Origin of the sequence: Pseudomonas sp. SWRI77, from assembly GCF_014269105.1 — a bacterium.
GTDB classification, from domain to species: Bacteria; Pseudomonadota; Gammaproteobacteria; order Pseudomonadales; family Pseudomonadaceae; genus Aquipseudomonas; species Aquipseudomonas capeferrum.
In genome coordinates this window covers 12,302-38,804 of record NZ_JABWRV010000007.1, presented here as the reverse complement: position 1 = coordinate 38,804, position 26,503 = coordinate 12,302, and the positions used below count along the sequence as shown (strand labels likewise).

Here is a 26,503-nt window from a genome sequence, read left to right as displayed (position 1 = left end):
CTCGCCGGGCGCTCCTACAAGCCGGTTGTCATCCGTTTGCAGAAAACTCGAACGGCGCCAGTTGAAAACCCTGCTCGTCAACCTGCAGGGTCCAACCTCGGCGGTCCCAGTCCCCCAGCACGATGCGCCGTGCGGGCTGGCCGTTCACCACCAGCTTGTGAATCGCCGGCCGGTGGGTATGGCCATGCACCAACGTCCTGACACCGTGCGCCGCCATCACCTTAGGCACTTCCTCTGGCGTGACGTCGACGATCTCGGTGGCCTTCATGCGGGTCTGCGAGCGGCTTTCGCTGCGCAGCTTGCGCGCCAGCTTGTGCCTCGAAGACAGCGGCAGGTGCCGCAAAATCCACAGGCTCAACGGGTTGCGCAAGTAACGACGCAGCTTCATGTAGGCCAGGTCCCGGGTGCACAGTGTGTCGCCGTGCATCAGCAATACCTGCTCACCGCCCAGTTCGATCACGCTCGGGTCAGCCAGCAAGGTGCAGCCGGCGGCATCGCAGAAATCCTGACCAATCAGGAAATCACGGTTGCCGTGCATCAGGTAGATCACCGTACCGCTGTCGCTCAACTGGCGCATGGCTTGGCAAATCGATTGTTGGAAGGGCGTCATGGCATCGTCGCCGATCCAGGCTTCGAAGAAATCGCCAAGGATGTACAGGGCCTTGGCGTGGCGCGCATGGCCGTCGAGCAGATCAAGAAACGCCCGGGTGATATCCGGGCGTTCTTCTTGCAGGTGCAGATCAGAGATCAGCAGTATCACTCAGACGATCTCGGCTTTCTCGATGATCACGTCTTCTTTAGGCACGTCCTGGTGGCCGGATTTGGAACCGGTGGAAACGGCTTCGATCTTGTCGACGACGTCTTGGCCTTCGGTCACTTTGCCGAACACGGCGTAACCCCAGCCCTGTGTGTTCTTGGCGGTGTGGTTGAGGAAGTCGTTGTTGGAGGCGTTGATGAAGAACTGCGCCGAGGCGGAGTGCGGCTCCATGGTACGGGCCATGGCGATGGTGTACTTGTCGTTCTTAAGGCCGTTGTCGGCTTCGTTCTGGATGCTGGCACGCTTGTCTTTCTTCTCGTTCATGCCTGGCTCGAAGCCGCCGCCCTGGATCATGAAGCCCTTGATCACGCGGTGGAACACGGTGTTCGAGTAGTGGCCGGCTTCAACGTAGGCCAGGAAGTTGGCAACGGTCACAGGGGCGCTTTCGGCGTCCAGTTGCAGGACGATGTCGCCGTGGTTGGTGCTCAGTTTGACTTTGGACATGCTGAAATTCGCTCTTACAGGGCATTCGGAAATAGGTTGCGCAGGTTCACGCTCAGTCACCTGACGCTGGATCGGGCTGCCGCGGCACACGTACGCGGGGCCCATTTTGCCGGATCGCGACAATTTGCTGCGATAAATCGCGCCACTTTGTCAGCGGCCGGCTGTCAGCAGCTTGACTGCTTCGGCTATGATAGGCCCTTTGATTCAATCGGCCTACCCAGGCCGGACACGTGCATTCAAGGATCCTATGAGCAAGCCCACTGCCGACAACGCGCCCAACGCCGCTGCCAAAGGCGCCCCCGCTGTCCCTGCGAACTTCCTGCGGCCGATCATCCAGGCCGACCTGGACTCGGGCAAGCACAGCAGCATCGTCACCCGTTTCCCGCCGGAGCCCAACGGCTACCTGCACATCGGTCACGCCAAGTCGATCTGCGTCAACTTTGGCCTGGCCAAGGAATTCGGTGGTGTCTGCCACCTGCGTTTCGATGACACCAACCCGGCCAAGGAAGACCAGGAGTACATCGACGCCATCCAAAGCGACGTCAAGTGGCTGGGCTTCGACTGGGCCGGCGATGTGCGCTACGCCTCCAATTACTTCGACCAGTTGCACGACTGGGCCGTCGAGCTGATCAAGCGTGGCAAGGCTTATGTCTGCGACCTGACCCCTGATCAGGCCAAGGAGTACCGCGGCAACCTCAAGGAGCCAGGCAAGAACAGCCCGTTCCGCGAGCGCAGCGTCGAAGACAACCTCGACCTGTTCGCCCGCATGAAGGCCGGCGAGTTCAAGGACGGCGAGCGCGTGCTGCGGGCCAAGATCGACATGGCGTCGCCGAACATGAACCTGCGCGACCCGATCCTCTACCGCATCCGTCATGCCCACCACCACCAGACCGGTGACAAGTGGTGCATCTACCCCAACTACGACTTTACCCACGGCCAGTCGGACGCCATCGAGGGTATCACCCACTCGATCTGCACCCTGGAATTCGAAGGGCATCGTCCGCTGTACGACTGGTTCCTGGACAACCTGCCGGTCCCGGCGCACCCGCGTCAGTACGAGTTCAGCCGCCTGAACCTGAACTACACCATCACTTCCAAGCGCAAGCTCAAGCAGTTGGTCGACGAGAAACACGTCGATGCCTGGGACGACCCGCGCATGTCGACCTTGTCCGGCTTCCGTCGCCGCGGCTACACGCCGGCGTCGATTCGCAACTTCTGCGAAATGATCGGCACCAACCGTTCCGACGGTGTGGTCGACATGTCGATGCTCGAATTCAGCATCCGTGACGACCTCGACCGAACCGCGCCACGCGCCATGTGCGTGCTGCGACCGCTGAAAGTGGTCATCACCAACTACCCAGAAGGCCAGGTCGAGCAACTCGAACTGCCGCGCCATCCGAAGGAAGACATGGGTGTGCGGGTACTGCCGTTCGCACGCGAACTGTACATCGACCGCGACGACTTCATGGAAGAGCCGCCGAAGGGTTACAAGCGCCTGGAACCAGCCGGTGAAGTGCGCCTGCGTGGCAGCTACGTGATCCGGGCCGATGAGGCGATCAAGGATGCCGACGGCAACATCGTCGAGCTGCGCTGCTCGTACGACCCGGACACCTTGGGCAAGAACCCCGAGGGCCGCAAGGTCAAGGGCGTGATCCACTGGGTGCCGGCCGCAGGCAGCGTCGAATGCGAAGTGCGCCTGTACGACCGCCTGTTCCGCTCGCCTAACCCGGAAAAGACCGAGGACGGCGGCAGCTTCCTCGACAACATCAACCCGGACTCGCTGCAAGTGCTGACTGGCTGCCGTGCCGAACCGTCGCTGGGTCAGGCGCAGCCTGAAGACCGCTTCCAGTTCGAGCGTGAAGGCTACTTCTGCGCCGACCTCAAGGACAGCCAGCCGGGCCGCCCGGTGTTCAACCGCACCGTCACCCTGCGTGACTCCTGGGGCAGCTAAGGAACCGTCGTGCTTAACATCTACAACACGCTGAGCAAAACCAAGGAAGCCTTCAAGCCGCTCGATGGCAACAAGGTGCGCATGTACGTCTGCGGCATGACCGTGTACGACTACTGCCACCTTGGCCATGGTCGCAGCATGGTGGCCTTCGACCTGGTCACCCGCTGGCTGCGCAAGAGCGGCTATGAGCTGACCTATGTGCGCAACATCACCGACATTGACGACAAGATCATCAACCGGGCCAACGAGAACGGCGAGACGTTCGATGCGCTGACCGCCCGCATGATCGACGCGATGCACGAAGACGAGCGCCGCCTCAACATTTTGCCGCCGGATCAGGAGCCGCGTGCCACCGACCACATCGCTGGCATGCACGCGATGATCCAGACGCTGATCGACAAAGGTTACGCCTACGCGCCAGGTAACGGCGACGTGTACTACCGGGTAGGCAAATTCGTCGGTTACGGCAAGCTGTCGCGCAAGAAGATCGAAGACCTGCGCATCGGTGCGCGCATCGAAGTCGACGAGGCCAAGCAGGACCCGCTGGACTTCGTGCTGTGGAAGGGCGTCAAGCCGGGCGAGCCAAGCTGGGAATCGCCGTGGGGCCCGGGCCGTCCGGGCTGGCACATCGAGTGCTCGGTGATGTCCACCTGCTGCCTGGGCGAAAGCTTCGACATCCACGGCGGTGGCAGCGACCTGGAGTTCCCGCACCACGAGAACGAGATTGCCCAGAGCGAGGCCGCGACCGGCAAGCAGTACGCCAATGCCTGGATGCACTGCGGCATGATCCGTATCAATGGCGAGAAGATGTCCAAGTCGTTGAACAACTTCTTCACCATCCGTGACGTGCTTGAGAAGTACCACCCGGAGGTGGTGCGTTACCTGCTGGTGGCCAGCCACTACCGCAGTGCCATCAACTACTCCGAGGACAGCCTGCGCGATGCCAAGGGCGCTCTGGAGCGCTTCTACCACGCACTGCGCGGCCTGCCGCGCGTGGCGGCCAAAGGTGGCGAAGCGTTTGTCGAGCGCTTCAGCATGGCGATGAACGACGACTTCGGCACCCCGGAAGCCTGCGCTGTGCTGTTCGACCTGGTGCGCGAGATCAACCGCCTGCGTGACAGCGATCTTGAGGCTGCTGCTGGCCTGGCGGGTCGCCTGCGTGAGCTGGGTGATGTGCTGGGTGTGCTGCAGTTGGAGGCTGATGACTTCCTGCGGGCCGGCGCTGAAGGCAAGGTGGATGCTGCTGAGGTTGACAGCTTGATCCAGGCGCGGCTGCAGGCACGGGCTGACAAGAACTGGGCCGAGTCCGACCGTATCCGCGACCAGTTGACCGCCATGGGGGTGGTGCTGGAAGACAGCAAAGGCGCAACCACCTGGCGCCTGGCTGACTGATCGGCGCTGTGAAGGGGCTGCCTGGCAGCCCTTTCACGACACCTGGCCCAGGCTTCAAGCCTTGCGGCACACTACGAAACAGCAGAAACCGCTTTTCTTCCCAACACCGCACGCCCTTTCTTCATGCCGACCGCCAGCGCCAACAAGATCAACGCGATCGATAGCCAGTCCCATCCGCTCGGAACCTGATGCACGATCACGGCCGAGCTGACGATGCCGAACACCGGAATCAGCAACGACAATGGCGCCACCGTCGACACCGGGTACTCGCGCAGCAGGCAGTTCCACCCCCAATAGCAGAAGTGCGTCGCGGCATACACCTGAAACGCCAGTGAACAAGCGACGACGGTATTCGCTTGTGTAACCAGCGCCACAAACGGGCTTGTGCCGTGCAGCCACCAGGTCAACAACAGCAAGGGGGCCGGCGCAAAGAGGCTGGCCCACACGACGAAGGCGAATATCTCCCGCACCTTTGACAGCTTGATGATGACGTTGCCGATGCTCCAGGCCAGTGCGCTGATCATCACCAGGGTCAAACCGATGGTTGTTGTCTTGCCGGGGCTCGCGGCGAGTATGCCAAGCAAGCCGATTGCCGCCAGCACGATGCTGATCAGTTGGGGCCAGGCCAGGGGTTCGCGAAACAGCAAACAGCCCCAGGCCAGCGTAAAGAATGCACTGAACTGAATCAGCAACGAGGCGCTGCCTGGCGGCACACCCATGGCAATCCCCAGGTTGATCAACGCCCACATGGCGACGCCAAAGATCAAGCCATAAGCAGCCTGCCAGCCGATCGCGACATTCGGCCGCTTCACGAAAAACACCCACGGTAAGGCGCAGAGCGCAAAGCGGATGCCTGAGAGCAGGAGTGGGTCGACGTGGGCCAAGCCCAGTTTGGTGATCGGGAAGTTGATCCCCCAGAGCGCTGTGACCAGCACGGCGAGGATCAAGTGCTTTTTTTGCATTGTTTGACAGCCTTGTGAAGTCGCGGCAGGGGGCCTTGACGCCTTAGCCAATATGCCGCGGTCTGGTTTGGCCCGCTTTCAATTCAAGGTCAAATACCATTAAAATCAGGCCATGACGCATGCAGATGACACGCTATACGAAGACACCGCTTGCGATGTGGTGGTGACGAGGAGGGCTTTTGCCGATGGCGAACTGTTCCCGATGCACAGCCACAGGCGGGGCCAGTTTGCCTACGCCGCCTGTGGCGTGATCACGGTTGCAACTGGTTCGGGCACCTGGGCAGTGCCGCCATTGCGGGCCATCTGGGTGCCTGCCGAGCTTGCGCACGCTATGCACATGCGCGGCCCCGTCACCATGCTCAACGCCTATATTCGCCCGCAGTCAGCCCAGCGGGTCGGCCTTCCTGAGCACTGTCAGGTTTTTGCAGTTTCGCCCCTGGTGCGCGAGCTGCTTGAGAAGGCTATTGAAGTGCCCGCCCAGTATCCCGCGCAGGGGCGTGATGCGTGTTTGATGGGGCTGCTGCTTCATGAGATCGCCGGCATGCCGGGTGTGTCACTCAATGCCCCTATGCCCGAGGAGCCACGCCTTGCACGGGCGTGCAGGGCGTTTCTGGCGGAGCCCTCGTTGCAAACAGGCATCGACGGGATGGCGGAGCGCGCCAGCATGAGCCGGCGCACATTCACCCGCCAGTTTCGCCTGCACACCGGGATCAGTTTTAACGAATGGCGACAGCAGGCATGCTTGCTGGCAGCCGTGGTACGGCTGGGCAGTGGTGAGCCGGTTACGCGTGTTGCGACAGCGCTTGGGTACAGCAGTCCAAGCGCTTTCGCGACGGTGTTCAAGCGTTTGCTCGGTGCTGCTCCCAGCCGCTACTTCGCCGATCCCGCCAATGGGCAATGCAGCACCAGCTTGGCCCCGCCCAGTTCGCTGGAGCCGATTTCCAATCCGAACCCATGCAGGTCTACGATCGCCGCCACGATCGACAAACCCAGCCCGAAGCCCGGGTGACGGTGGCCTTCCTCGCTGCGATAGAAGCGCTTCAGCACAGCGGTGCGCTCTTCTTCAGGAATGCCCGGCCCAGTGTCCTCGATGGCGATATGCAGGCCCCGTTCATCCTGCGTCGCCGAAACCCGCACGCAGCCGCCCGCTGGCGTGAACTTGATGCCGTTGCCCACCAGGTTGGCCAGCGCCTCGAACAACAATTCGCGGTCACCGTGCAGCGTCGGTAACTGTTCGGGCTGGTCCAATTCAAGCCGAATAGCGCCATCTTCGGCCAATGGCAGGTAGAAGTCGTGGAGTTCCACCAGCAGCCCATGTGGGTCGAGCTGAACGAAGCCGGCACGGCGCTGACGGTCTTCCAGTTCGCTGATACGCAACAAGCCGCGAAAGCGTGCCATCAGTGTGTCGGTTTCACCTATAGCCTGGTCGAGTGCCTCGGCCTGCGCCGAATCGCTGTCACTCTGCTGGCGAATACGGTACAGCTGGGCGCGCAGGCGGGTCAGTGGCGTGCGCAGGTCATGGGCGATGTTGTCGCACACACCCTTGACCTCATGCATCAACCGCTCGATGCGGTCGAGCATGGCGTTGACGATGGCGGCCAGCATGTCCAGCTCGTCGCGCCGGGCCGACAGCGGCAGGCGGTGGGTGAGGTCGCCTGCCACGATCAGTTCGGCCTGGGCCTGAATGGCGCGGATGCGCTTGAGCGGTCTGCGCCGCAGCAGGTACCAGCCGGCAAAGCCTGGGATCAGGGTCAGGGAGATGCCCCAAAGCAGGGCATGCAGGATGATCCGGGTGACCACGAACAACGAACCGTTGTCCCGCACCAGCACCAGCCAGCGGCCATCCTGAACCTTGATCGCCACGGCATCGCAGCTGTCGCGTGGCATGTGCGGGTCGTCGGCGTCCAGGCAGCGTTTGAGCTCATGGACCTTGCCGTCCAGGCCAAGCTCGGAGGGCAGGGTGCGAATACGCCCGCCAAGCGGGTTGAGTTGGGCATCGAACAGACCGTAGGCGTCAAAGCTGCGCTCTTCGAAGGCCTGGCTGGCAATCAGCGCGTCGTCCAGTTGCTTGCCGCTCATGTGTGCGAACAGGTGCTGGCGCTGCAGCATGGAATGGCGGGTGAGTTTGTTCAGGTAGCTGGACACCTCGAAGTACAGCACCCCCATGAGGATGCTGCTCCAGGCCACGAACAGAAAGCTGTACAGCGCCAGCAGGCGGCTGGTCGAGGAGCTCCAGCCCTTAGACGGGTTCAGCAATGGCATAGCCCGAGCCCCGTACGGTACGGATCAGCGGCGATTGGCCGGGAGAGTCGATCTTCTTGCGCAGGCGGCCAATGTGGACATCGATCAGGTTGGTGCCGGGGTCGAAGTGATAACCCCAGACTTCCTCGAAAATCATCATCCGGGTGATGACCTGGCCACTGTGGCGCATCAGGTATTCCAGCAGCTTATATTCGGTGGGCAGCAGGTTGAGCGTGTGCTCGCCGCGCCGCGCTTCGTGGCTGATCAGGTCCAGTTGCAAGTCGGCGACCTGCAGGCGGGTCTGGGTCATGGGCACGCTGTTGCGACGCAGTAGTACCTCGACCCGGGCGGCCATCTCGTCCGAGGCAAAGGGCTTGGTCAGGTAGTCGTCACCCCCGGCACGCAGGCCGCGCACCCGTTCGTCGACGTCAGACAGGGCGCTGATCATCAGGATCGGCGTGGCGATCTTCAGGCTGCGCAGGGTGGTGACGATGGTCAGGCCATCGACTTCGGGCAGCATGCGGTCCAGGGTAATCAGGTCGTAGCCACCGGCAATCGCCTTGGCCAGGCCTTCCCGGCCATTGTCGGCCCAATCCACGTCCAGGCCGTGGCTGGAGAGTTCGGCGACGATTTCCTGGCCGGTGACGGCGTCGTCTTCGATGGTCAGTACGCGTGGCATGCTGGTTCCTGGGCGGCGAATAGAGGCTTGATTGTGCCAAAGAATAGACAAACGGCGATTTAAGAAAAATTCATCTGGGAATGCACGGTTGACCAAGCGGCCAAAAAAAAGGGCATGCCATTGCTTGGCATGCCCCGTTTTCAGGCTGTCGCAGCGCCTCAGGCGACCTTGACGATCCAGCCTGCCGGTGCTTCGACATCACCGCTCTGGATGCCGGTCAGCTCGTTGTAGAGCTTCTGGGTGACCGGGCCGACTTTTTCCAGGTCGTGGAACACGTGCAGCTTGCCGTTGTACTCGATGCCACCGATCGGGGTGATCACCGCGGCGGTACCGCAAGCGCCGGCTTCGATGAAGCGGTCGAGGTTGTTGATCTCGACATCGCCTTCGATCACTTTCAGGCCCAGGCGCGAGGACGCCAGTTCCATCAGCGACAGGCGGGTGATGCCTGGCAGCACGGAGGCCGATTTCGGCGTGATGAACTCGTTGTTGGCGGTGATGCCGAAGAAGTTGGCCGAACCGACTTCCTCGATCTTGGTGTGAGTCAGCGGATCGAGGTAGATGGCATCGGCGAAGTTGGCCTTCTTGGCTTCAGCGCCTGGCTGCAGGCTGGCGGCATAGTTGCCACCGACCTTGGCTGCGCCGGTGCCTTGCGGGGCGGCGCGGTCGAAGCTGGAAATCTGGAAGTTGTGCGGCTTCATGCCGCCCTTGAAGTACGAACCCACCGGGATGGCGAAGACCGAGAAGATGAACTCGGGTGCGGTACGCACGCCGATGTTGTCACCGGTGCCGATGACGAACGGGCGCAGGTACAGGGCGCCTTTGCCATGTGGCGGCACGAAGCGCTCGTTGGCCTTGACCACTTGCTTGCAGGCCTCGATGAACACATCGGTTGGCACGTGCGGCATCAGCAGGCGGGCGCAGCTGCGCTGCATGCGCGCGGCGTTCTGGTCTGGGCGGAACAGGTTGATCGAGCCGTCCTTGCAGCGGTAGGCCTTGAGGCCTTCGAAGCACTGCTGGCCGTAGTGCAGGGCAGTGGAGCCTTCACTGATGTGCAGTACGTTGTCTTCGGTCAGGGTGCCCTTGTCCCACTCGCCATTGCGCCATACGGACAGGTAGCGCTTGTCGGTCTTGATGTAGTCGAAGCCCAGCTTGTCCCAATTAATGCTCTCGTTACTCATGACACCCTCGATTGTCTTGCAGATGCCCGATTGCTCAGGCTGCTGTTATATGCGCACCACGCCACGATAATACATCCGTCGCGGATCGGGAACGGCCAGTCACGAATTGCTGGCCGCTGATGCGGGGTTGCTGGCTTTAAAGCTGCCAGTAATCATCCAGCGCGAGCCGTTCGAGCAGTACCGCATCATGGGAAACCACCACCAGCGCCCCCCGAAATCCCCGAAGCATGCATTCCAACGCCTCCAGTGATGGAAGGTCCAGGTGGTTGCTGGGCTCATCCAGCAACAGCATGTCTAGCGGTCGCTCGCGGTACAGCACAGCGGCCAGTGAGGCCTTCAGCCGTTCACCGCCACTGAGCAGGGCGCTGGGCAGCTCGATGCGCCCCGCATCGAGGCCCAGTTGCGCCAGCCGACAACGCAAATCACTCAGTGCCAGCGTTGGGTTGGCCTGTCGCAAGTGGTCGAGCACGGTGGTTTGCCCCGGTAGCAAGCTGCAGTGCTGGTCGAGTAAAGCCACTTCGCCGGTCACGCGGACGGTGTCGGATGGCACGGCTAGCGTTCCGTTGAGCACTTGCAGCAGGGTGGACTTGCCAGTGCCGTTGGCGCCGACCAGGCCTACACGCTGGCCCAGACACAGCCGCAGGCACAAGGGCTTGCGGTTGCCGTGCGGCAGGCGTAGCTGATGCACGGCCAGTACTTCCCTCCCTGGGTGGCGTTGAGGCGTCGGTGTGTGCAGGATGATGGTGCTGCTCTGTTCAACCTCGCGGGCTGCATCACGGACTTGGCCCTGTAGGGCCTGCAAGGCATCGCGATGGTCGCGTCGTTGTTTGCCAGCCGTGGCCTGGCTGCGCTCATGCTGGCGATCCAGCAGAATTTTCGCCTGGTTTGCATGCTTGGCCTGCCGCCCGGCACGCGCCTGGTGGCGCTCAAGGTCTTCGCGCTGGCGCTGTAACTGGTGGGCGTGACGTTGACGCTCCAGTTTGAGCCGCGCAAGTTGCTGCTGGGCCACTTCCGTCTGCTTGGTTTTTTGCGTGACATAAAGGTTGAAATTGCCTCCAAATGCCTGCAAGCCGAGGCTGGACAGCTCGACGATACGCGCCATGTGCTGAAGCAGGCTGCGGTCGTGGCTGATAACCAGCAAGCCGCGGTCCCAGGCCTGGATCATGCTGAGCAACTGTGCGCGGGCTTCGGCGTCCAGATGATTGCTCGGTTCGTCGAGGATCAAATAGTCGGCGTCGCTGAGCCAGGCACCGATCAAGGCCACGCGCATGGCCTGGCCACCGCTGAGGCTGCGGGCAGGTTGGCGCCAGTCGAGTTGGCCGAGGCCCTGTCGGTCAAGGTGCACCTGGAGTTGCTCGCGAATATCCCAGCGCTCACCCACTGTGTCGTAATCGACGGGGTCGACGCTGCCTTGTTCAATACGCTTCAACGCCGCGATCACCGTGCCTGCCTGGGCAAGGTCAGCTACCGTGGTGCTTTGCTGGATGACCTGTTGATGCAGGTGGTGAATGCGACCCTGGCGAAGGCAGCGCCCGCTTGTGGGTTCGCGCTGACCAGCCAGTAACTGTCCAAGCAGGCTTTTACCCACGCCATTGCGCCCGACCAGCCCCGTACGGCGCTGATCGAACGATTCGTTGAGATTGGAAAACAGCAGCCTGCCATCGGGCAAAGCCAAGGAGACGCTATCCAGCGTCAGGATCGACGTATTCGTCATGCACAACTCCACTCAATGCCGCGACATCTCCGGAGCAAGCCGGAGGCTGAAGGCTGGCCGTCGAAAAGACGGCGGCATCAATGGCGCATTGGACGAACACCTCGCAGAAGTGGAATACGGATCGTATCGAACCGGTGAAGGCAGGTAAAGCGCCTTCCGCCGATAGGCCTCAGTGCACTTGCAGGCGCTTGTTCCAGTCACCGTTGTGGCTGCGGCTACAGGCCTCTTCACTGTCAAAACGCACATGCCAGGCTGGATGATCCAAGCGTATCCCTACTTCATCGAGCGCCTGACAGGTCAGCGCCAGCATGCGCGCCTTGGCCACCCCAGCCAGCGCTGCAGCTTTGTCTGCCTCGCGCTGGAAAACCCAGGTGATGCGCAAGCTTGCGGGAAAGTTGTCGGGGTCGAGGCGGTGGGTAAGCCAGGTGAACCCGACGATTTCTGCCTTGGCCGTATCGCAGGCCTCCGTCAGGCAAGCTACCAGTTCACGCTCCACACGTGCCACCTCGCGCTTACCCATAGCCTTCATTGGGCAGCCTCATCATCAATTTGCTGGCAAAAACTCAAGCGGTTGCCGAACGGGTCGTACACCTGCATCTGCAGGCCCCAGTCCAGGCGTTCGGCCTCAGGGCGGGCGTAGCCGTAGCGTTTGGCCTGCAGTTCGCCTTCGAGGGCGCGCAGGTCGTCGATGCGGGCAAATACGGTTGAACCAGGGGTAGCGTCTCCATGGTGCTCGGTCAGGTGCAGGATCAGCCCGTCGCGATGAATTTGCGCGTACAGGGGCAGGTCCGGGCTGAAGCGGTGCTCCCAGTCGAGGCTGAAACCGAGAAAATCGAGGTAGAACTCTTTGGCCTTGTCGACCGAAAAAATACGCAGTACCGGAATGGCGGGGGCGAGCGGCATAAGGCGTCCTTGACCGTTGGCAAAGGTGCCACTGTAGCGCAGTTAGGCGGTCGCCTGCGCGTCTCTGGCTGCCGGGCCGACGGCAATGGTTGACCACCTGCCGGCCACTGCGTAGCCTTGCCAGTTCGAGGTTCTTCGGCCAGGCCGAAGCTAAGACGGGAACGCGGTACATGCCGCGGCTGCCCCCGCAACTGTAAGCACCGACAAAGGATCGACACAGCCACTGCGCAAACCGCGCGGGAAGGCGTCATCCGGCCAGCCTTGCTCTTTACCGAGCGGCGGGCATGGTGCGAGCCAGGAGACCTGCCTCGAAGCGCTTTCGACTTTCAACCGGGCGGGGTGATCCGGTGGCGAACAAGCCCGGCCGACCTGGCCCGTGGCTGTCGTCCTGCATGCCCGCGCCATCTGCCAAGGGCACCGCGACATGAAAACACTGGCCAAACTCCCCGTCACCATCGTTACCGGCTTCCTCGGCTCAGGCAAGACCACCTTGCTGCGGCACATGCTCGACAACGCCCAGGGCCGCCGTATCGCGGTGATCGTCAACGAATTCGGCGAACTGGGCATCGATGGCGAAATCCTCAAGCAGTGCAGCATCGGCTGCACCGAAGAAGAAGCCAGCGGCCGCGTTTACGAACTGGCCAATGGCTGCCTGTGCTGCACCGTACAGGAAGAATTCTTCCCGGTAATGCGCGAACTGGTCGCGCGCCGTGGCGACCTCGACCACATCCTCATCGAAACCAGTGGCCTGGCCTTGCCCAAGCCGTTGGTACAGGCCTTCCAGTGGCCGGAAATCCGCAACGCCTGCACCGTCGACGCGGTGATCACCGTGGTCGACAGCCCGGCCGTGGCTGCCGGTACCTTTGCCGCCTACCCGGACCAGGTGGATGCACAGCGCAAACTCGACCCTAACCTGGACCACGAGTCGCCGCTGCACGAACTGTTCGCCGACCAGTTGGCCAGCGCCGACCTGGTGGTGCTGAACAAGGCCGACCTGATCGACGCCGAAGGCTTGGCCAAGGTCCGCGCCGAAGTCGCCGAAGAGCTGCCGCCCGCCGTCAAGGTGGTCGAGGCCAGCAGCGGTCGCCTGCCGCTGGAAGTGCTGCTGGGGGTGGGCGCCGAGTCCGAGGCGCACATCGACGGCCGCCGTACTCACCATGATTCGCACCACGATGGCGATGACCACGACGATCATGACCACGACGCCTTCGATTCGATCTCCATCGACCTGCCCGAGGCTGACGAAAGCCTGTTGCTCGATGCCCTGACCCAACTGGTGGTCGAGTTCGGCATCCTCCGCGCCAAAGGCTTCGCCGCCATCCCGGGCAAGCCAATGCGCCTGCTGGTGCAGGGCGTGGGTACCCGCTTCGACAAGCACTTCGACCGCGCCTGGCGCGCCGACGAGCCGCGTATCACGCGCTTGGTACTGATCGGCCAAGCGCTTGACGCTGCGCAACTCGAAGCGCGTCTGCGCCAAGCACTGGGCGCCTGACCCATGCACCTGCTGCGGACCCAGCCCGGCGGCTTCGTGCCGGATGACAGCATCGCCGACCTCGGCCAGAGCCCCGCCGACCTGGTGATCCTCTGCAGCGGTGATTCACACCTGGCATTGCTCGCCGACACGGCCGAGCAATTGCCTGACGACTTCCCCAGTTTGCGCCTGGCCAACCCGATGCAGGTGCAGAACCATGCCTCGGTCGACTTGTATGTCGACCAGGTACTGCGCCATGCCAAGGTCATTCTGGTGTCGTTGCACGGTGGCGTTGGCTACTGGCGCTATGGCGTCGAGCAACTGGTCGCGCTGGCGGCCCAAGGCGTGCAGCTGATCCTGGTGCCGGGCGACGACCGCCCGGACCCGGAGCTGACGGGCCTGGGCACGGTGACCGGCGAGCAGGCCGAGCGCCTCTGGCACTACCTGCGCCAGGGCGGCAAGGCCAATGCCATCAACCTCTTCAACTGCCTGGCCAACCAGTTGTTGGGCCGCGATTATCGCTGGGACGAGCCGCAGCCCTTGCCGCGCACCTCGGTGTACCACCCGGCCAAGGGCAGTGCAGCGCTTGAAGACTGGTATGCGCAATGGCGCCCCGATCACCCGGTGGCACCGCTGCTGTTCTATCGCTCTCACCTGCAGGCGGCCAATACTGCTTTTATCGACGTATTCTGCAATCGGTTGCTGGCGGCCGGGGTCAACCCTTTGCCGATCGCCGTCGCCAGCCTCAAGGAAAGCGCCTGCCTGGAACAGGTCGAGGCCTGGCTGGACGAGGTCGGTGCCGAGGTGTTGATCAATACCACGGGTTTCGCCTTGTCCAGCCCCGAGCGCCCCAACCTGCGCCCGTTCCGCCGTGATATCCCGGTACTGCAGGCTATTTGCGCGCAAGACAACCAACCCGCCTGGGAAACCAGCGAGCAAGGCCTGGGCGCGCGCGACCTGGCCATGCACATTGCCTTGCCGGAGCTGGACGGGCGCATCATCACGCGCCCGGTCAGCTTCAAGGACATGGCCTGGCGCAGCGAGCGCAGCCAGTCCGACGTGGTCTGCTACCGCGCCCATCCCGAGCGCATGGACTTCGTCGCTGAGCTGGCCCGGCGCTGGGTAGCGCTGGCCCGCTTGCCCAATGACCAGAAGCGCGTGGCCCTGGTGCTGGCCAATTACCCGACCCGCGACGGCCGAATTGGCAACGGTGTGGGGCTGGACACGCCGGCGGCTGCGTTGAACATCCTCAAGGCGCTGCAGGGCGAAGGGTATCCGCTGGCCGACCTGCCGGGCACGGGCACCCAATTGATCCACCAGTTGCTGGGCGGCGTGACCAACGACCTCGACCATCTGGACCAGCGCCCCTGCCCGCAGAGCCTGAGCCTGGATGACTACCAGGCAGCGTTTTCCCGCCTGCCGGAGGCCAATCGCCAAGCGGTGCTGGAGCGTTGGGGGGCGCCGGAACACGACCCCATGTACCGCAGTGGGCGGCTGATGGTTGCAGGCCTGCGCTTCGGCCAGACCTTCGTCGGTATCCAGCCGGCACGCGGCTACCAGGTTGATCAAAGTGCGGTGTACCACGACCCCGACCTGGTGCCGCCACACGGGTACCTGGCGTTTCATTTCTGGCTGCGCCATGCCTTTGCTGCCGATGCGGTGATTCACGTTGGCAAGCACGGCAATCTGGAGTGGCTGCCCGGCAAGGGGGTCGGCCTGTCGGCGCAATGCTGGCCAGACGCGCTGCTCGGCCCGTTGCCGAACATCTACCCGTTCATCGTCAACGACCCGGGGGAGGGCGCCCAGGCCAAGCGTCGCACCCAAGCGGTCATCATCGATCACCTGATGCCGCCGTTGACCCGCGCCGAAACCTACGGCCCGCTGCGTCACCTGGAGCAACTGGCCGACGAATTCTATGAAGCGCAGCTGCTCGACCCGCGGCGTGCCCGCGAGCTGCAGCGCGACATCCTGGAACTGGTCAAGGCCAACCACATCGATCGCGAACTGCAACTGGAAGGCCAGCTGGACGATGCCGCCGTATGGCTGCCGCGCCTGGACACCTACCTGTGCGACCTCAAGGAATCGCAGATCCGCGATGGCTTGCATGTGTTTGGCCAGTCTCCTGAAGGTAGGCTGCGCCTGGACACCTTGCTGGCGTTGCTGCGCGTGGAGCGCGGCGACGGCCGGGGTGGCAATGCCAGCCTGTTGCGCACACTGGCCAAGGCCCTGGTGCCCGGCTTCGACCCACTCGACTGCGACCTCGGGCAGCCTTGGCAGGGCGCGTGCCCAGCGTTTTTGCAGGCAGTGAGCGACGCGCCATGGCGCACCTGCGGTGATACCCGTGAGCGCCTTGAACTGCTGGCCCTGCAGGTGATCGAGCAGGCACTGGGCGGAGCTTCGGCACTGCCTGCAGTGAGCGAATGGCAACCGGTGCACGAAGTGGTGCAAGCGCTGTGTGCAACGGTGGCGCCGAGCCTGGATGCCTGTGGTGCGGCAGAAATCGACGGCCTGCTGGCGGCCCTGGCTGGCCGCTTCGTCCCGGCGGGCCCCAGTGGCGCGCCAAGCCGCGGGCGCCTGGACGTGCTGCCCACCGGTCGCAACTTCTATACCGTGGATGTGCGTAACCTGCCCACCACCACGGCCTGGCGCCTGGGTTTCGCGTCGGCGAACCTGATTCTCGAACGCCACTTGCAGGACCACGGCGACCACCTGCGCCAACTGGGCCTGTCGGTATGGGGCACAGCGACCATGCGCACCGGCGGTGACGACATCGCCCAGGCCATGGCCCTGATGGGTGTGCGCCCGGTCTGGGCCACCGGCAGCCAGCGGGTCGACGATTTCGAAATCCTGCCGCTGGGCGTGCTTGATCGCCCGCGGGTGGATGTGACCTTGCGCGTCTCGGGGTTTTTCCGCGATGCCTTCGGCAACCTGATTCGCTTGTTCGATGCCGCCGTTCAGGCCGTGGCGGCGCTGGATGAGCCCGATGACCTCAACCCGCTGGCAGCACGGGTGCGCAACGAGCGCGAAACGCTGCAGGCACAGGGCGTCGACGCCGAGCAGGCGGCCCGCCAGGCTGGCTGGCGAGTGTTCGGGGCCAAGCCCGGTGCTTATGGCGCTGGCGTGCAGAACGCCATCGATGGCCGTTTGTGGCACAGCCGCGACGACCTGGCCGAGGTCTACCTCAACCACGGCGGCTACGCTTACGGCGCAAGCGACGAGGGCACCCCGGCCCGCGCCCAGTTTGCGCACCGCCTGGGACAGGTCCAGGCGGTGTTGCAGAACCAGGACAACCACGAGCACGACGTGCTCGATTCCAACGATTACTACCAGTTCCAAGGTGGCATGCTGGCCGCCTCTGAAACCTTGTCTGGCGCGTCGGTAGCCAGTTATCACGGCGACCACAGCCAGGTCGACCGGCCGCGTATCCGCACCCTCAAGGAAGAGCTGAACCGGGTCATCCGGGCCCGTGCGCTCAACCCGAAGTGGATCGACGGGGTGAAGCGCCATGGTTACAAAGGCGCCTTCGAGATGGCGGCGACAGTCGACAACCTGTTCGCCTTCGACGCTACCACGCACCTAATCGACGACCATCATTATCAGTCCCTGGCCGATGCCTACGTGCTCGACCCGGCGACCCGCGACTTTATGCGCGAGCACAACCCCGAGGCCCTGCGCGACCTTACCGAGCGTTTGCTGGAGGCCCAGCAACGCGGCCTCTGGGAGGCGCCTGGCGACTACCGCGAAGCCCTTGAGGAGCAGTTGCTCGACGGCGAGGAACAGGCTTGAAATGAGTGAACCCGTACTATTTCCGCTGGCTGCAGTGGTCGGTGCCGATGAGCTGAAACTGGCCCTGTGCCTGACCGCCATCGACCCGAAAATCGGAGGCGTGCTGATCGAAGGCCCGCGCGGCATGGCCAAAAGCACCTTGGCCCGCGGCCTTGCCGACCTGCTCGGCGAAGGCCCGTTCGTCACGCTGCCATTGGGCGCCAGCGAAGAGCGCCTGGTCGGCACCCTCGACCTGGACGCTGCGCTGGGGCAGGGCAAGGCACAGTTTTCGCCGGGCGTGTTGGCCCAGGCCGATGGCGGTGTGCTGTACGTGGACGAGGTCAACCTGCTGCCCGATACCTTGGTCGACCTGTTGCTCGACGTGGCAGCCAGCGGCACCAACCGCATCGAGCGCGACGGCATCTCGCACCGGCATAGCGCCCGCTTTGTGCTGATTGGCACCATGAACCCGGAAGAAGGCGAGTTGCGCCCGCAGTTGCTCGACCGTTTTGGCTTGAATGTGGCACTAGAAGGTTTGCCCGAGCCGCACGCCCGCCAGCAGATCATCCGTCGCCGCCTGGCGTTCGACAGCGACCCGCAGGCCTTTTGCGCGCAATGGGCGGCCGCCCAGGCGCAACTGCGTGAGCGTTGCCAGCAAGCGCGCCACGCCCTTGCCTTGATTGCCTTGGACGATCAGGCCCTGGCCTGGATCACCGAGCGCTGTTATGCCGCCGGGGTCGATGGCCTGCGTGCTGACCTGGTCTGGCTGCGCGCTGCACGGGCGCATTGCGCCTGGCGCGGGGGCGCGGCCATAGAAGAAGCCGATGTGGACGCGGTGGCCGAGTTCGCCCTGCGCCATCGCCGCCGGGTGACGCCGCAGCAACAACAGCCGCCTTCGACACCGCCCGAGGCAGGCCAGCAGGGCGCAGACAATCAAGGCGGGCAGGGTGATTGGGGGGCGCTGCCACCTCAACCGGTAGTGAGTGGCGCGCGTCGCGAGGTGCCGAACTGGGCAAAAAAGCCCTGAGCATCCGCCCACGGCAGGCTCAAGGGGCGGATGCCAGACCACGCGTGGGCAAGCTGGCAGGCGCCAGCCGTGGCCGTGTGCGCAGTGCCGCGGCGGGCCGGGTGGCGTGGTTGCCGACCTTGCTCAAGGGGCGGCCCCGGCTGCGTGACGACCTGTGCTGGCAACAGCGCCAGGGCCAGGCTAACGAACTGTGGCTGGTGATCGTCGACGCATCTGCGTCAACCCGCCGCCATCAGGCACTGGCGCAGACCAAAGGCTTGCTGGCGGCGTTGTTCGACCAGGCATACCGGCAGCGCGCCCGGCTGGCCTTGCTGACCGCCAGTGGGCGGACACCGCAGTGGCAGCGTCACGGCCTGAAGGCCTCGGCAGCCCTACAGCCCTGGTTGCAAGCGCTGGGGGCGGGCGGTGGTACGCCGTTGATCGCTGCGCTGGAGCAGGCACGGCAGTGGCTGCAGGCGCGGCAGCAAACCCACCCCAATGAGGCTGTGCGCTGCTTGGTGTTCACCGACGGACGGCTGCAGCGCTGGGATGCCGTGCAGCCCATGCCGTGTGCCACGCTATTGGTCGACATGGAACTGGCGCCCGTTCGCCTGGGGCGCGCACAACAGTTGGCCGAACAACTGCAGGCGGATTATCAGCACCTGGAACAGTTCAAGGTTGTGGATTGAGTTACGGCGGCGGGGGAGGTTGCGACACTATGTCGCAATAACAAAAGTTGCGAGAGCCGCAACTGGAAAGTTGCGCAAGTGCGTGACAGGGCACGCACTTGGCGGGCTAATCGGTATTACTTTGGCATCGACCAAGGTTGCAGGTCGTAACCTTTTTCGCACAGCTCGGCGCGCACTTCCTCGATCAGGCTGGCCCATTGCGCAGGGTCGGAATAAATGCGCGAGGACACTTGCTTGCTGCCGATGCGGGTGCTGGTCCGGTCGATCACTGCCAGGCTCAGCTCACCAGTACCGTTGGGTGCATCCCAGGCTACGCACTGGAAAGGTTCGAAGGCGTGGTCGGCAATCAGCAGTGCTTCGTTGACACGGAGCGGGGCATTCATGGTTCGGTCTCTCTATGGTCCCAAACATCGAAGTAAAGTCCGCGTTGCTTCAAAGTCGCCTCAATAATCGCGAAGTGCAGCGCGGGGTTATGTGTACTGATGCTCGTTGTCCGGGGGTAAGTCACACATTGGATGTAAAATTTTTTTTCAGGGTCAAATCTGTTCACGCTTACGCCGCCATGTGATGTCGATAAAGTGCGAAAATTCCCGTCATGGATTGTAAAAAAATGATTCGGCAGACAGACGGTACTGGGCACCGTCAAGTTCGTTGCTACTGTTAATTGGGCGCCACAACTTGCTGTTTTACTTCACAAAACCAAACTCTGGCGCCAAGGAACGGTCATGCAGCAACCCGCTTCCCAACGCCGTTTGCTCATCGTCGACCCCTGCGACGACTGCCACCAATTGCTGCCGGGCCTGCGCAGTGCCGGCTGGGATGTGGACAGTTGTATCCTCGGCGCCGCGCTGGAGCACACCTGCGATGTTGGCCTGCTGCGCCTGCAGGCATCGCACCTGCGCCATCCCGACGCCGTGAAGGACATGATCAAGCGCAGCAATACTGAGTGGATTGCCGTGCTCAGCGCCGAGCAGTTGCGCATGCAGAACGTGGGTGATTTTGTCTGCGAATGGTTTTTCGACTTCCATACCTTGCCGTTCGATGTTTCCCGCGTGCAGGTCACCCTCGGGCGTGCCTTTGGCATGGCACGCCTGCGCGGCAAGGGCACGGCGCGGGTGGACGAGGCGACGCATGAGCTGTTGGGTGAAAGCCGCCCTATTCGCGAACTGCGCAAATTGCTGGGCAAGCTGGCGCCCACCGAATCGCCGGTACTGATCCGCGGTGAGAGCGGCACAGGCAAGGAACTGGTGGCGCGCACCCTGCATCGCCAGTCACAGCGGCGCGATCAGCCGTTTATTGCCATCAACTGCGGGGCGATACCCGAACACCTGATCCAGTCCGAGTTGTTCGGGCACGAAAAGGGCGCGTTTACCGGCGCCCATCAGCGCAAGGCCGGGCGAATCGAAGCGGCCCATGGCGGCACCCTGTTTCTGGACGAGGTCGGTGACTTGCCCTTGGAGCTGCAGGCCAACCTGCTGCGGTTTCTGCAGGAGAAGCACATCGAACGGGTCGGAGGCAGCCAGCCGATCCCGGTGGATGTACGGGTGCTTGCGGCCACTCACGTGGACCTGGAAAAGGCCATCGAACAGGGGCGCTTTCGCGAGGACCTGTATTACCGGCTCAATGTGTTGCAGGTGGTGACCGCGCCGCTACGTGACAGGCATGGCGACCTGTCGATGCTGGCCAGCCATTTTGCGCATTTCTACAGCCTTGAAACTGGGCGCAGGCCGCGCTCGTTCAGTGACCATGCCTTGGCAGCCATGGGCCGGCATGATTGGCCCGGCAATGTGCGCGAACTGGCCAACCGGGTGCGACGCGGGTTGGTGTTGGCTGAAGGGCGGCAGATTGAAGCGTCGGACCTGGGCTTGCAGATCGAGCAGGAACAGCAGCCGCTGGGGACGCTGGAGGAGTACAAGCACCGGGCGGAGCGCCAGGCTTTGTGTGATGTGCTTAACCGGCACAGCGACAATTTGAGCATCGCGGCGAAGGTGCTGGGGGTCTCACGCCCGACGTTCTATCGGCTGTTGCACAAGCACCAGATCCGCTGACAACAGGCCTTAGGCTGTGCGTAGCTGCCGACCTTGTGGGGGGGGTAAACCCGCCCCCACAGTTTTCTGATACCCCGATCGATCAGTGCGGGGCGCGGTGGATGGTCTTGAGCAGGTCTTCCGGGCTGATATGCCCCACTACCTGGGCCACCGCGCTGCCGGGGGTCGGCAGGTCGATGATGTGGCTCTTCATCTTGCCGACCACGTGCATCTCGCACGGCTTGCAGTCGAACTTCAGGGTCAGTACTTCGTCACCCTGAATCAGTTGCATCGGCGCGACCTTGGTGCGCACGCCGGTCACGCCCTTGGCTTGCTTGGGGCACAGGTTGAACGAGAAGCGCAGGCAGTGCTTGGTGATCATCACCGGCACTTCGCCGTGCTCTTCATGGGCCTCGTAGGCCGCGTCGATCAGTTGCACGCCGTGACGGTGGTAGAAGTCGCGGGCCTTCTGGTTGTACACGTTGGCCAGGAACGACAGGTGCGACTCCGGGTACACCGGTGGTGGCGTGGTCTCGGCCTTGCGCCCGCCACGCGGGTGCGCCTTGACCCGCGCAGCGGTCAGCGCCTCGATGGCTTCACGGCGCAGGGCCTTGAGCTGCGAGTTGGGGATGAAGTACGCCTGCGGTGCATCCAGCTCGATGGCGTTGGCGTGGTACTGGGTTGTGCCCAATTGGCCCAGCAGGTCGTGCAACTGCTCCAGTGCCTGTTGCGGCTTGTTGGCCGCGCCGAACGGGCCGTCTAGGGCGACTTGCACGCTGACGCCTTCTTCACTGCTGACGGTCAGCATCAGGCGCTGCTCACGCAGTACTGCGTGCCACTCGACGCCCACCCGGCGCTCGGCCGAGGTGCGCTGCAAGGCTTGCTGCCAGTTGTGGTCGAGGTTGCGCGACAGCGGGTGGTTCGGCCGCAGCTTGTACAGGCCGTCGGGCATCTCGTTGGGTTCGACGCGGTAGCGGTAGCGCTTCTGGCCGTCTTCCTCGAATTCGCCGCGGGGTTCGGCGATGTTGGCGCGAAAACCCACCACCTCACGCTTGACCAGCACGTTGAGGCCGTCGCCGTTGGTCAGCGGCACATCGGTGATGACCAGCATGTCGCGCTTGTTGACCTTTTCCACCACACCCACCGGCAAGCCGGTGAAGGTCGGCGAGTCGAAGGCGCCGATGTCGATCTTGCGGTCGCTGACGAAGTAGTCGGTGCTGCCGCGGTGGAAGGTCTTGTCCGGGTCTGGGACGAAGAAGTGTTCGGTGCGGCCGCTCGAGGCACGGGCCAGGGCCGGGCGGTCTTCGAGGATGGCGTCGAGCTCTTTGCGGTAGTGGGCAGTGATGTTCTTCACATAGCCCATGTCCTTGTAGCGGCCTTCGATCTTGAACGAGCGCACGCCGGCGTCGACCAGGTCGCGCAGGTTGGCGGTCTGGTTGTTGTCCTTCATCGATAGCAGGTGTTTTTCGAAGGCAACCACGCGGCCCTGGTCATCCTTGAGGGTGTAGGGCAGGCGGCAGGCTTGCGAACAGTCGCCACGGTTGGCGCTGCGGCCGGTCTGGGCGTGGGAGATGTTGCACTGGCCGGAGAAGGCCACGCACAGCGCGCCATGGATGAAGAATTCGATGGCCGCATCGGTTTCGGCGGCAATGGCGCGAATCTGCTGCAGGTTCAGTTCGCGGGCCAGTACCAACTGCGAGAAACCCGCCTGGTCGAGGAACTTGGCCCGTTCCAGGGTGCGGATGTCGGTCTGGGTGCTGGCGTGCAGCTCGATCGGCGGGATGTCCAGCTCCATCACCCCCAGGTCCTGCACGATCAGGGCATCGACGCCGGCGTCGTAAAGCTGATGGATCAGCTTGCGCGCGGGCTCCAGCTCGTTGTCGTGGAGGATGGTGTTGATGGTGGTGAACACGCGTGCATGGTAGCGACGGGCAAACTCGACGAGTTCGGCAATTTCGCTGACTTCGTTGCAGGCGTTATGGCGCGCGCCGAAGCTCGGGCCGCCGATATAGATGGCGTCAGCGCCGTGCAGGATCGCTTCGCGAGCGATGGCCACGTCACGGGCAGGGCTGAGCAGTTCCAGGTGATTCTTTGGAAGGGACATGTCGTTATATTTTCGGGCGGTCACGGTTTAGGCGGGCATTGTAGCGGTGAAACGGGTTGGTGGCATCCCTGCGCTGCAACCCTGCTTGCGCAACCTGTGTGTGAGCGGCCTTGCCGGCGCCCCGGCAAGGCCGTTCACAAAGGGATCAGCGCTTGGCCGCCATCGCGGTCACTTCCACGCGCATGCCGTCGAACGCCAGCGATGCCACGCCAACGGCGGCGCGTACCGGCCACGGGTTGCTGAAGAAGCGCTGGTACACCTCGTTGAACGCAGCGCGGTCGGCCATGTCGGTGAGGTAGATGGTCAGGTGCAGCACGCGGTCCATGCCGCTGCCGGCTTTCTCCAGGGCCACTTTCAGCGCCTGCAGGGTACATTCGCTTTGCGCAACGATATCGCCCAGCTCAAGGCTGCCATCGGCGTGGGTTGGGATCTGGGTGGTGACCAATACGCCGTTGTACTCGGCGACATCGGACGAAATGGAATCGGCATCCGGGTCGGGGGTGTAGGTGATGTCTGTATTTGCCATGGGAACGTTTGCCTTGCGACGGAAGGAAAACGGCAAGCCTACGCGAGCAAACGGCAGGGGTCGAGCCATGGGCAGTGGCGAATGCAGGATAAAAAGAAGGGCGCCTGTTGGCGCCCTTCCTGGTGTTGCTTAGGCTTCAGCGTCCCACGGACGATCGCCTTTCTCATCTTTGACGCGGGTCGGCAGGCCCATCACGTCCAGCGCCTTGAGGAACGGCTCGGCGGGCAGTTCTTCGACGTTGACCATGCGCTTGGCATCCCATTCGCCACGGGCGACCAGCAGGGCGGCAGCCACTGGCGGTACACCGGCGGTGTAGGAAATACCCTGGCTGTCGGTCTCGGCGTAGGCTTCTTCGTGATCCGCCACGTTGTAGATGAACACTTCGCGTGGCTGGCCGTCCTTGGTGCCCTTGACCAGGTCACCGATGCAGGTCTTGCCGGTGTAGCCCGGGGCCAGGGAGGCCGGGTCAGGCAGCACGGCCTTGACCACTTTCAGCGGGACCACTTCCAGGCCTTCGGCAGTCTTGACCGGTTGCTCGGAGAGCAGGCCAAGGTTTTTCAGCACGGTGAACACATTGATGTAGTGCTCGCCGAAGCTCATCCAGAAGCGCACGTTCGGCACGTTGAGGTTCTTCGAAATCGAATGCACTTCATCGTGGCCGGTCAGGTACAGGTTTTGCGAACCTACGACCGGCAGGTCGTCGGTACGCTTGACCTCGAACATGGTGTTGCTGGTCCACTGGCTGTTCTGCCAGCTCCACACTTGCCCGGTGAACTCGCGGAAGTTGATTTCCGGGTCGAAGTTGGTGGCGAAGTATTTGCCATGCGAACCAGCATTGACGTCGAGGATGTCGATCGAATCAATGCGGTCGAAGTATTGCTGCTGCGCAAGTTTTGCGTAGCTGTTCACCACACCCGGGTCGAAACCGACGCCGAGAATGGCGGTAATGTTCTTTTCTTGGCACTCTTCGAGGTGTTTCCACTCGTAGTTGCCGTACCAGGGCGGTGTTTCGCAGATCTTGCCTGGTTCTTCGTGAATCGCGGTGTCCAGGTAGGCGACACCGGTATCGATGCAGGCACGCAGCACCGACATGTTGAGGAAGGCAGAGCCCACGTTGATCACGATCTGCGATTCGGTCTCGCGGATCAGTGCCTTGGTCGCCTCGACATCGAGGGCGTTGAGCGAGAAGGCCTGGATGTCGGCGGGTACCTTGAGGCTACCCTTGGCCTTGACGCTGTCGATGATGGCCTGGCATTTGGAGATGTTCCGTGACGCAATAGCAATACGACCGAGTTCGTCGTTATGCTGCGCGCACTTGTGGGCCACCACCTTGGCGACACCTCCTGCACCAATGATAAGAACGTTCTTCTTCAATTTATCCCTTGCTCCTTACTGAATGCCGGTCTTACGACAGGCTGGAAACGTAGTCTTCAAAACCGAACTCGCGCACCACTTCGACGCTACCGTCGAGCTGCTTGACCGCGATGGAGGGCATTTTCAGACCGTTGAACCAGTTTTTCTTGACCATGGTGTAACCCGCCGTGTCGATGAACGACAGGCGATCGCCGATGGCCAATGGGCGATCGAATTGGTACTCGCCGAAGATGTCACCGGCCAGGCACGATTTACCGCAGACCATGTAGGTGTGCTCGCCATCGTTGGGGGCCATCTTGGCGTTGAGGCGGTAGATCAGCAGGTCGAGCAGGTGCGCTTCGATCGAGCTGTCGACCACGGCCAGGTGCTTGCCGTTGTACAGGGTGTCGAGCACGGTCACTTCCAGCGAGGCGCTGTTGGTGATGGCGGCTTCGCCCGGCTCCAGGTAAACCTGCACGCCGTATTTTTCCGAGAAGGCTTTGAGGCGCGCGCAGAACGCATCGACCGCATAGTCTTCACCGGTGAAGTGGATGCCGCCACCGAGGCTGACCCACTGCACCTTGTGCAACAGGTGGCCGAAGCGCTCTTCGATGTGGCTGAGCATCTTGTCGAACAGGCCGAAGTCACCGTTCTCACAGTTGTTGTGGAACATGAAGCCGGAGATTTGCTCGATGACCTTCTCGATCTTCTCCGGGTCCCACTCACCGAGGCGGCTGAACGGGCGGGCCGGGTCGGCCAGCAGGTAGTCGGAGCTGCTGACTTGCGGGTTGACGCGCAGGCCACGGACCTTGCCTTCGGACTGTTCGGCAAAGCGCTGCAGCTGGCCGATCGAGTTGAAGATGATCTTGTCGCAGTTTTCGAGCATTTCCTCGACCTCGTCGTCGGCCCAGGCCACGCTGTAGGCGTGGGTCTCGCCGGCAAACTTCTGGCGGCCGAGCTTGAGTTCGAAAAGCGACGAAGAGGTGGTGCCGTCCATGTATTGCTGCATCAGGTCGAACACCGACCAGGTGGCAAAACATTTGAGGGCGAGCAGCGCCTTGGCACCGGAGTGTTCACGCACGTAGGCGATCTTCTCCATGTTGCTCAGCAGCTTGGTTTTATCGATGAGGTAGTACGGCGTCTTGATCATTTAAAGGCCCCCGGCAAGGCCGGCCAAAAAAAGGACACGCATTGTGCCTTCACTTGCCGCAGACCGAAAGGGTAAGGCATGCATTTCGTCACTGTTGCAGACGTTGCGCAGGGTTTTTTCCGGTTGCGGCA

The 26,503-nt window shown here is 62.8% G+C and carries 21 protein-coding genes, 1 pseudogene and 1 riboswitch; of the genes and pseudogenes, 8 read left to right on the top strand and 14 right to left on the bottom strand.

Annotated features, from left to right (window positions below; genetic code table 11):
* Positions 1–28: 28 nt before the first annotated feature.
* Positions 29–760 (bottom strand): UDP-2,3-diacylglucosamine diphosphatase, encoded by a 732-nt coding sequence (locus HU766_RS09480; RefSeq protein ID WP_186655719.1) that lies wholly within the window; start codon positions 758–760, stop codon positions 29–31.
* Positions 761–1,261, bottom strand: coding sequence for a peptidylprolyl isomerase (locus HU766_RS09475; RefSeq protein ID WP_186655717.1), 501 nt, complete (start codon positions 1,259–1,261; stop codon positions 761–763).
* 247 nt (positions 1,262–1,508) lie between these two features.
* On the opposite strand from HU766_RS09475, the gene HU766_RS09470 reads away from it, so the two are divergent.
* Entirely contained in the window at positions 1,509–3,212 is a 1,704-nt protein-coding gene (locus HU766_RS09470; RefSeq protein ID WP_033698273.1) for a glutamine--tRNA ligase/YqeY domain fusion protein, read from the top strand.
* A gap of 9 nt (positions 3,213–3,221) precedes the next feature.
* Positions 3,222–4,604 (top strand): cysteine--tRNA ligase, encoded by a 1,383-nt coding sequence (cysS, locus tag HU766_RS09465; protein ID WP_186655715.1) that lies wholly within the window; start codon positions 3,222–3,224, stop codon positions 4,602–4,604.
* A 71-nt stretch (positions 4,605–4,675) separates the two neighbouring features.
* Here cysS and HU766_RS09460 read toward each other — a convergent pair whose 3' ends face one another.
* Positions 4,676–5,566 carry an EamA family transporter gene (locus HU766_RS09460; protein ID WP_186655712.1) on the bottom strand — a complete coding sequence of 297 codons (891 nt, stop codon included), beginning with the start codon at positions 5,564–5,566 and terminating at the stop codon, positions 4,676–4,678.
* A 112-nt stretch (positions 5,567–5,678) separates the two neighbouring features.
* Here HU766_RS09460 and HU766_RS09455 point away from each other — a divergent pair.
* Positions 5,679–6,446 (top strand): annotated as a pseudogene (locus HU766_RS09455) (helix-turn-helix transcriptional regulator); the annotation flags it as partial.
* On the opposite strand, the gene HU766_RS09450 reads toward HU766_RS09455, so the two are convergent.
* From HU766_RS09450 to HU766_RS09425, 6 genes are all read right to left on the bottom strand, one after another.
* Entirely contained in the window at positions 6,437–7,828 is a 1,392-nt protein-coding gene (locus tag HU766_RS09450; protein WP_186655707.1) for a HAMP domain-containing sensor histidine kinase, read from the bottom strand. The pseudogene HU766_RS09455 and the gene HU766_RS09450 overlap by 10 nt on opposite strands.
* Positions 7,806–8,486, bottom strand: a complete 681-nt coding sequence (locus HU766_RS09445) for a response regulator transcription factor (protein ID WP_033698266.1) — start codon at positions 8,484–8,486, stop codon at positions 7,806–7,808. Before HU766_RS09445 ends, HU766_RS09450 begins: the two co-directional genes overlap by 23 nt.
* A gap of 158 nt (positions 8,487–8,644) precedes the next feature.
* Entirely contained in the window at positions 8,645–9,664 is a 1,020-nt protein-coding gene (locus tag HU766_RS09440) for a branched-chain amino acid aminotransferase (RefSeq protein ID WP_047583041.1), read from the bottom strand.
* Positions 9,665–9,800: 136 nt separating this feature from the next.
* Complete coding sequence (locus HU766_RS09435; protein WP_186655704.1) at positions 9,801–11,378, bottom strand: ABC-F family ATP-binding cassette domain-containing protein; 1,578 nt, start codon at positions 11,376–11,378, stop codon at positions 9,801–9,803.
* Positions 11,379–11,547: 169 nt separating this feature from the next.
* Positions 11,548–11,907 carry a hypothetical protein gene (locus HU766_RS09430; protein WP_186655702.1) on the bottom strand — a complete coding sequence of 120 codons (360 nt, stop codon included), beginning with the start codon at positions 11,905–11,907 and terminating at the stop codon, positions 11,548–11,550.
* Complete coding sequence (locus tag HU766_RS09425; protein WP_186655700.1) at positions 11,904–12,281, bottom strand: glyoxalase superfamily protein; 378 nt, start codon at positions 12,279–12,281, stop codon at positions 11,904–11,906. The genes HU766_RS09430 and HU766_RS09425 overlap by 4 nt, the downstream gene beginning before the upstream one ends.
* Before the next feature lie 111 nt (positions 12,282–12,392).
* Positions 12,393–12,607: riboswitch (cobalamin riboswitch) on the top strand.
* Between the two features lie 98 nt (positions 12,608–12,705).
* Between HU766_RS09425 and cobW the strand changes: the two genes are divergently transcribed.
* From cobW to HU766_RS09405, 4 genes are all read left to right on the top strand, one after another.
* Complete coding sequence (gene cobW / locus HU766_RS09420) at positions 12,706–13,773, top strand: cobalamin biosynthesis protein CobW (protein ID WP_186655698.1); 1,068 nt, start codon at positions 12,706–12,708, stop codon at positions 13,771–13,773.
* Between the two features lie 3 nt (positions 13,774–13,776).
* Positions 13,777–17,538, top strand: coding sequence for a cobaltochelatase subunit CobN (gene cobN / locus HU766_RS09415; RefSeq protein ID WP_186655695.1), 3,762 nt, complete (start codon positions 13,777–13,779; stop codon positions 17,536–17,538).
* 1 nt (position 17,539) lies between these two features.
* Entirely contained in the window at positions 17,540–18,544 is a 1,005-nt protein-coding gene (locus HU766_RS09410; protein WP_186655687.1) for an AAA family ATPase, read from the top strand.
* A 77-nt stretch (positions 18,545–18,621) separates the two neighbouring features.
* On the top strand, positions 18,622–19,212 hold the full coding sequence (locus tag HU766_RS09405; protein ID WP_186656114.1) for a VWA domain-containing protein: 591 nt from the start codon (positions 18,622–18,624) through the stop codon (positions 19,210–19,212).
* Between the two features lie 116 nt (positions 19,213–19,328).
* Here HU766_RS09405 and HU766_RS09400 read toward each other — a convergent pair whose 3' ends face one another.
* Positions 19,329–19,595 (bottom strand): hypothetical protein, encoded by a 267-nt coding sequence (locus HU766_RS09400; protein ID WP_013972506.1) that lies wholly within the window; start codon positions 19,593–19,595, stop codon positions 19,329–19,331.
* A gap of 342 nt (positions 19,596–19,937) precedes the next feature.
* Here HU766_RS09400 and HU766_RS09395 point away from each other — a divergent pair, with 342 nt between their 5' ends.
* Positions 19,938–21,260 (top strand): sigma-54 dependent transcriptional regulator, encoded by a 1,323-nt coding sequence (locus HU766_RS09395; protein WP_186655677.1) that lies wholly within the window; start codon positions 19,938–19,940, stop codon positions 21,258–21,260.
* An 82-nt stretch (positions 21,261–21,342) separates the two neighbouring features.
* On the opposite strand, the gene HU766_RS09390 is transcribed toward HU766_RS09395, so the two are convergent.
* The 4 genes from HU766_RS09390 to nspC all read right to left on the bottom strand — a co-directional run bounded on the left by HU766_RS09390 (position 21,343) and on the right by nspC (position 26,372).
* Entirely contained in the window at positions 21,343–23,343 is a 2,001-nt protein-coding gene (locus HU766_RS09390; protein ID WP_156310045.1) for a U32 family peptidase, read from the bottom strand.
* A gap of 145 nt (positions 23,344–23,488) precedes the next feature.
* Entirely contained in the window at positions 23,489–23,869 is a 381-nt protein-coding gene (locus HU766_RS09385; protein ID WP_033698252.1) for a RidA family protein, read from the bottom strand.
* Positions 23,870–23,998: 129 nt separating this feature from the next.
* Positions 23,999–25,243 carry a saccharopine dehydrogenase family protein gene (locus HU766_RS09380; RefSeq protein ID WP_033698250.1) on the bottom strand — a complete coding sequence of 415 codons (1,245 nt, stop codon included), beginning with the start codon at positions 25,241–25,243 and terminating at the stop codon, positions 23,999–24,001.
* A 31-nt stretch (positions 25,244–25,274) separates the two neighbouring features.
* A complete protein-coding gene (gene nspC / locus HU766_RS09375) occupies positions 25,275–26,372 on the bottom strand; it encodes a carboxynorspermidine decarboxylase (protein WP_033698248.1) in 1,098 nt (365 codons plus the stop codon).
* Between the last annotated feature and the right edge of the window lie 131 nt (positions 26,373–26,503).

Excerpts from the sequence above, each read along its gene's own strand:
- HU766_RS09475 (WP_186655717.1), bottom strand. The coding sequence starts at position 1,261 with ATGTCCAAAGTCAAACTGAGCACCAACCACGGCGACATCGTCCTGCAA.
- HU766_RS09470 (WP_033698273.1), top strand. The coding sequence starts at position 1,509 with ATGAGCAAGCCCACTGCCGACAACGCGCCCAACGCCGCTGCCAAAGGC.
- HU766_RS09460 (WP_186655712.1), bottom strand. The coding sequence starts at position 5,566 with ATGCAAAAAAAGCACTTGATCCTCGCCGTGCTGGTCACAGCGCTCTGG.
- HU766_RS09450 (WP_186655707.1), bottom strand. The coding sequence starts at position 7,828 with ATGCCATTGCTGAACCCGTCTAAGGGCTGGAGCTCCTCGACCAGCCGC.
- HU766_RS09445 (WP_033698266.1), bottom strand. The coding sequence starts at position 8,486 with ATGCCACGCGTACTGACCATCGAAGACGACGCCGTCACCGGCCAGGAA.
- HU766_RS09440 (WP_047583041.1), bottom strand. The coding sequence starts at position 9,664 with ATGAGTAACGAGAGCATTAATTGGGACAAGCTGGGCTTCGACTACATC.
- HU766_RS09435 (WP_186655704.1), bottom strand. The coding sequence starts at position 11,378 with ATGACGAATACGTCGATCCTGACGCTGGATAGCGTCTCCTTGGCTTTG.
- HU766_RS09430 (WP_186655702.1), bottom strand. The coding sequence starts at position 11,907 with ATGAAGGCTATGGGTAAGCGCGAGGTGGCACGTGTGGAGCGTGAACTG.
- HU766_RS09425 (WP_186655700.1), bottom strand. The coding sequence starts at position 12,281 with ATGCCGCTCGCCCCCGCCATTCCGGTACTGCGTATTTTTTCGGTCGAC.
- cobW (WP_186655698.1), top strand. The coding sequence starts at position 12,706 with ATGAAAACACTGGCCAAACTCCCCGTCACCATCGTTACCGGCTTCCTC.
- cobN (WP_186655695.1), top strand. The coding sequence starts at position 13,777 with ATGCACCTGCTGCGGACCCAGCCCGGCGGCTTCGTGCCGGATGACAGC.
- HU766_RS09410 (WP_186655687.1), top strand. The coding sequence starts at position 17,540 with ATGAGTGAACCCGTACTATTTCCGCTGGCTGCAGTGGTCGGTGCCGAT.
- HU766_RS09400 (WP_013972506.1), bottom strand. The coding sequence starts at position 19,595 with ATGAATGCCCCGCTCCGTGTCAACGAAGCACTGCTGATTGCCGACCAC.
- HU766_RS09395 (WP_186655677.1), top strand. The coding sequence starts at position 19,938 with ATGCAGCAACCCGCTTCCCAACGCCGTTTGCTCATCGTCGACCCCTGC.
- HU766_RS09390 (WP_156310045.1), bottom strand. The coding sequence starts at position 23,343 with ATGTCCCTTCCAAAGAATCACCTGGAACTGCTCAGCCCTGCCCGTGAC.
- HU766_RS09385 (WP_033698252.1), bottom strand. The coding sequence starts at position 23,869 with ATGGCAAATACAGACATCACCTACACCCCCGACCCGGATGCCGATTCC.
- nspC (WP_033698248.1), bottom strand. The coding sequence starts at position 26,372 with ATGATCAAGACGCCGTACTACCTCATCGATAAAACCAAGCTGCTGAGC.